The organism is Acinetobacter faecalis, assembly GCF_034187745.1.
GTDB lineage: Bacteria > Pseudomonadota > Gammaproteobacteria > Pseudomonadales > Moraxellaceae > Acinetobacter > Acinetobacter faecalis.
In genome coordinates, this window is sequence record NZ_JAXHPF010000006.1 from 212,161 (window position 1) to 218,347 (window position 6,187).

Below are 6,187 nucleotides of genomic sequence, written 5' to 3' on the forward strand. Positions count from 1 at the left end.
TATTTATAAAAGTGATTATTTCTTAAAATGTTTTAAAGCTAAATGTAAGCCTATTCCAACTTGCATCAGTACAAAACTTAATCCTAAAAACTTCCATAAATTTGTCGGAACTTGTTTTACAACATCTAAAAATAATGCCATAAATGCAACAAGAATAAGCGCTAAGACCGTTGAATGAATATATTTGTTGGGCAATGCTTTTTGCGCAATAAAAAAACCAATAACAACAAAACCAAAAAAGAAAGTGGGTTCAATAAGTACGGATAATTGATCTTTTGTGAGGAATTGGCTTCCAACCATGGTTAATATGACCATGCAAACAACTAAGCCAAACAAGGCGCTCATTCCAAATGCAAAAAATCTAAAATTCATAAAAGGAGAGTATGCATAAAAATAATGCGCTTACTTTAAGGAAAAATACCAAGATAAGCAAAAAAATTATAAGAATATTCTCATTATTATGTTTGTAAAATAACGCTCTACATTAGACCATTTTCATCAAATTTTTATGTAAATTCATCTAGAAGAAAACGAATGAGTTTAAAAAGTGATGATATTGATCTAATGTAATTACGTTTAAAGGGCAATAAGCTTATTTAGCTTCGTTAACGCCTACAAGAAATTGGCTACAGTTTGATTCTGGAGATGCAGCTTCAACTTGTTCTTTGGTTAAGGCAAATTTTGATGCTACAGAGGCATAATTTTTATTCATTTCTTGACCAGCCAAATGGCCAAGCTCTTTCACTTGATCGGTTGTAAGTAATTTATGGTTTACAGCTTCATTAACTATTGTACAGGCTGTTGTTGTGGCTACATAGCGTGCAGTAAGTTGTGAATATGCAATATAACCAGCAATTGAACCTAGTGCTAAACCAATAATAAATATTAAAGCGATTTGACCTTTTTTCATTATAAGAAACCTATTATTTATGAATAAAATAAAAGCTGTACTGTAGCTGAATATAAAGTGATCTAGTTTGTACTTTTATTTATAGCTTTGTGGTGTTTATGTACAAAAAATAAAGACCTATAACTGTGATTACAGGTCTTTAAATATTAAGTCGATAAGTAAAAAATTAGAGTTTTTCTTTTAAAGCATAAAGTTGTTCAAGTGCTTGTCGTGGCGTTAAGTTATCTACATCAATAGAATGAAGATATTCTAAAGCAGGAGATTTCTTCTCAATTTCAATAACACGCTCAATAACTTCCACTTCTGGCTCAATTGCAAATAAGTCATTTTGCACAGAAAATGCCACCGTTTTTTGCTGTTGTTTCTCTAAAATTTTTAAACGGTTTTGTGCATCTTTAATTACATTTGCAGGAATACCTGCAAGTTTTGCAACCTGTAAACCGTGACTTTGACTCGCAGGACCTTGCTGAACTTTATGTAATAAAATTAAATTGCCATTTAATTCTTTTGCTGTTACATGATAGTTATCTATACCTGTTTCTTTACTTAGCTCTGTTAATTCAAAATAGTGAGTTGCAAACAAACATAAGCATTTAATACGTTTTGTTAAATCTAAAACACACGCCCAAGCAAGCGATAAACCATCGTAAGTGCTTGTACCACGTCCAACCTCATCCATTAAAACTAAAGATTGATTGGTTGCGTGATGCAAAATTTGTGATGTTTCAGTCATTTCTACCATAAACGTAGATTTGCCTGTAGATAAATCATCGGCTGAGCCAATTCGTGTAAATACACGATCAATTGGTCCTAAAATTGAAGCTTGAGCAGGAACATAACTACCGCAATAGGCAAGTAAAGCAATAAGCGCTGTTTGGCGCATAAAGGTCGATTTACCACCCATGTTTGGCCCTGTAATAATCGCCATACGATGATTAAAATCTAGGGTTGTGTCATTAGGAGTGAATGCAGATTTACTTAATTCTTCAACAACAGGATGACGACCTGCAACTATTTTAAGACCAATTTCAGGGCTAAATTCAGGGCGATTCCAACTGCGTAAACGTGCTTGATGTGCAAAATTAGCAAGCATATCAATTTGTGCAATTGCTGCACTCATCATTTGTAAATTGCCAATATCTGCACGAAGTTCATCTAGTAGCATTTCAAAAAGCATTTTTTCACGTGCAAGCGCGCGCGATTCACTTGAAAGTACTTTATCTTCAAAAGATTTTAATTCTGGAGTAATGTAGCGCTCAGCATTTTTGAGCGTTTGACGACGAATATAATGATCGGGAGCTTGCTCGGCTTGGGCACGTGTAAGCTCGATGTAATAACCACTCACACGGTTATAGCCAATTTTTAAAGTTGAAATTCCTGTGTTTTCACGTTCTTGGATTTCTAAATCAATTAAGAATTGACCTGCGTGATCACGAATTTTACGTAGTTCATCAAGCTCACTGTCGAAACCTTCGGCAATCACATTACCGTCACGTAATAAAACAGGTGGATTTTCTACAATTGCAGACATCAAACGTGCATGCAGACCATGAAAATCACCCAATTCATCGTTTAATTGTTGAATGAGTTTAGATTGTTGAGCCGATATAATGGGTTTAATTGCGTGACGTAAAAATGGAATTTGCGCACAAGTTTGACGCAATTGAACTAAATCTCGTGGGCGTGCGCTACCTAAAGCAATACGGCTTAGCACACGTTCAATATCCCCAATTTCTTTTAAAACTAAACGAACAGGTTCTTCGTGGTAGCCTTTTAAAAGCACAGTTGTTGCATCTAAGCGATCATCTAAAATTGCTGTATCACGTAAGGGTTGCATCAGGGTACGGCTAAGTAAGCGTCCACCCATTGCAGTTTTACAATCGTTAATCAGTTGAAATAAAGATGTACCATGTTCAAAAAGTGGTTCAATAAGTTCTAAATTACGACGTGTTACAGGATCTAAGGCAATAAAGTCACTGCTTTGTTCCAGCTGAATTGAGCGAATATGTGGTAAGGCTGTTTTTTGTGTTTCTTTTGCATAATGAATGAGTGCTGCGGCAGCTGCTTTTGCCAAAGGTAAATGATCGATACCAAAACCTGAAAGCGTAGATACGCCAAGCTGATCGCATAATGTCTTTTGTGCATTATTTAAATTGAAATCGACATTTGGACGCTTGGTAATTGGGCAATCTAAAAGTCGTTTAATATCTTCCACAATATTTGGGTCGATAATATTCTCATCAATCACAATTTCACTTGGCATTAAACGTGAAAGTTCAATGCTTAATTGTTCTGTTTTATATTCTTGCTGTTGAACTTTAAAAATACCTGCACTTAGGTCAAGTAGGGCTATACCAATTTGATTTTGCTGAATGCAAATAGAGACTAAGTTTGAGGATTGATGTGCAGTAAGAAGAGCATCATCTGTGAGCGTTCCAGGCGTAATAATACGTACAACACCACGTTCAACAGGGCCTTTTCCTGTTACTTCACCAAGTTGTTCGCAAATTACAACAGTTTCGCCTTTCTTTACTAAGCGCGCTAAATAACCTTCCGCTGCATGATAAGGAACACCTGCCATCGGAATTGGGTCACCATTGGCTTTTCCACGATGGGTAAGTGTAATACCTAATAATTTGACTGCTTTTTTTGCATCATCAAAAAATAATTCGTAAAAATCGCCCATGCGATAAAACATCAATGAATGAGGATGCTGCATTTTTATTTTTAAGTATTGCTGCATCATCGGTGTATGGTTAGAAAGATCAGTCATTGAAAAGTTCGTCATCACATTAATTAAGTCATTTATACATTCGATTTTAGCAGTCTTTTGGCGAAAAACTACCTATTGACTTGGCTTATTCTGTTATAAAAATAATCAAATGATTACATTATTAGATTGTGAAATTTGATAACGATTTCGTCCTGATTTTTTAGCGCCATATAATTTTTTGTCGGCTTCTTCAATAAAATCACGTAATAGATCATTTGGATTAGGAATCGTTGTAACCACACCTAAACTCACCGTTATATTCGTGCAAATAGGACTATCTGGGTGTTTTATTTTAAGATTTTTAATGCTGTATAAAATTAAATTTGCAATTTCTTCTACTTTTTCTCTACTTGTTTGCGGAAATACCAATAGAAACTCTTCTCCACCATAACGAGCTGCAATTTCAGAATGATTTTTCGTTATGCTTTTGAGTGCAACAGCAATCGCTTGTAGGCAACTATCACGAGAAATATGTCCTAAGCTATCATTGTAATTTTTGAAGTAGTCTATATCTAGCATAATGATAGATATCGGTTTTTTCTGTTTAATTGCTAGAATCCATTCAGCTTCTAAAACTCGATTTAAATAGCGTCTATTGGCTAATCCAGTGAGTGGGTCGAGCAGTGATAATTCTTCAAGTAACTGTGCTTGATCAGATATTTCTTTTTGCGTGGTTTCAATAATACAGTTCTGAAGATAGTTTTCACGATGTTGTCGATCTATGACGTAACATAAAGACATGCCGAAAAAGCTACTAAAAATGTATGTATGTATTAAATAAGTCCAATCAATATATAAATTATAATAATTTGAAAAAAGGATACCTACTAAACCGCCTAACCAACCTGCAATAATCGCTGTATAGAAGGGCTTTGTTGCACAAAGATGTAAAAATTAAGATTGCCCATATCTACTCAAATTTAAGGCATAACTTGGGTATGTGGTTGACCTAACTCGGTAAATTTATTTAACACGGCTACACGTGCATGGATCTCATTGACTTGGCTATTAAAGTTCCTTGCACTGAGTTTATCGCTTAATAATTTGATGCAATGCATTTTGGTTTCCACCAAGCTTTGATGATGATAATCAGACCACTTTTTCTAAAGTATTCTTCTTGAGAAGCACGGCTTCGCAAGATTGACTGTTTTTTAATAATTCATTCCTCTCTAAAGATCTCAATTTCTGATCTTTCCATGGTTTTGCATTTTTCCTTGGCGGGATAACCGCATGTGCATCTCGATCTAAAATGACTTGTCTGCAGTGCTTTGTGCCATAAGCCCCAGCTGTATAGACCGAATCAATTTGTTCATCTAAGGGAATTTGTGAAAGCAAATCTCTGAGTACTTGCGAATCGCTAACATTATTTGTCGTGAGCTGTACTGCATGTATCTGAAGGGTTTCAGCATAGATAGCAATATGAAGCTTAGGTCATTGATGATGATATTCAGGTCCATATTTTTTTACGTTTTCATCACCTTCACCTAGAAACTTCAAGCCAGCAGAGTCTTCGAGTAGATGCAGCCCATCCTACTTTTTGGTAGCTAATGGCAATATTAATCTGATTTTGTCGTCTGCAAGGTGTGTAATAATCGATGCCGTTCAACTTAAACAACTGAGGTGAAAAGGCTTTGTACAAAGCCTATAACTATGTGTAAAGAAAGGCGAAATAGGGATTTGGTCATCAAACAGCATTGAATTACTGTATTAGAATAAGTTTGATTTCTTCAATACTTAGCTTTTGATTGTGCATACCACTGAGTCTTTGGATCAAGCCAAATGGAAATATTAGTTCGGTTAATTCGGGCTCAATTATAGGAAGGCCAATTGCTTATACGATAGGTTCTGGGCTTGGTTTATTCATTTTGAAATTATATGGCTGAATAAACCTTCTAGGCTAGGTGAGTGCAACAAAGCTATTTTTAGATCATCAATTATTTTTAAAACTTTATTATTTTTTTATTCATTGAATCAAAAAGTTGTTAATACGGTTAACTATCTATAACGAATATTAATACGCAATTAATATTTATGTTCAATTTTGGGCAGAAAGTCACTTTTATTTAAAAAATATTAATTAATACTTAAGTGTTAATTAATAAAATTATGTTACTTTTCACATTGTTTTTGTGTGTTTTTATGCTAAATTTAGGCTAATAAATATACATTAATTCATGTTTGATATTTTGGGGGGCTTAGTAATTAAGCGAATATGCACTTGATATTAGAGTAATAAGATTTTTAGGTGAACTATTTTAAATTATATTTATTGAGAAAATGTGGGGAAAAGTTGAACGATATTTTAAGTAATAAATACATGACAGTATTTATGTAAATATCTAATTATATAAACTTTTATTATTTTTTTAATATGGCTCAAAAGTATGGGGTGAGTAGGTATTTTGAAATAGTTGAATAAAAAATGAGTGTATTTGTAAATTCAAAATATAAGAGAAGTATATGATTTTTAAGTTTTTTAAGAAATGCTTTACAGCAAAATGGCG

The 6,187-nt window shown here is 34.0% G+C and carries 4 protein-coding genes and 1 pseudogene; all 5 read right to left on the reverse strand.

The window, feature by feature from the left end:
• Window positions 1-15: 15 nt before the first annotated feature.
• Window positions 16-345 (reverse strand): hypothetical protein, encoded by a 330-nt coding sequence (locus SKM54_RS08720; protein WP_321089683.1) that lies wholly within the window; start codon window positions 343-345, stop codon window positions 16-18.
• Window positions 346-592: 247 nt separating this feature from the next.
• Window positions 593-910: a hypothetical protein gene (locus tag SKM54_RS08725; protein ID WP_154772162.1), complete on the reverse strand. Its 318-nt coding sequence runs from the start codon at window positions 908-910 to the stop codon at window positions 593-595.
• A gap of 166 nt (window positions 911-1,076) precedes the next feature.
• Entirely contained in the window at window positions 1,077-3,698 is a 2,622-nt protein-coding gene (gene mutS / locus SKM54_RS08730) for a DNA mismatch repair protein MutS (protein WP_321095162.1), read from the reverse strand.
• Window positions 3,699-3,788: 90 nt separating this feature from the next.
• Window positions 3,789-4,424: a GGDEF domain-containing protein gene (locus SKM54_RS08735; RefSeq protein ID WP_321095155.1), complete on the reverse strand. Its 636-nt coding sequence runs from the start codon at window positions 4,422-4,424 to the stop codon at window positions 3,789-3,791.
• A 179-nt stretch (window positions 4,425-4,603) separates the two neighbouring features.
• A pseudogene (locus SKM54_RS08740) lies at window positions 4,604-5,547 on the reverse strand (IS5 family transposase).
• Between the last annotated feature and the right edge of the window lie 640 nt (window positions 5,548-6,187).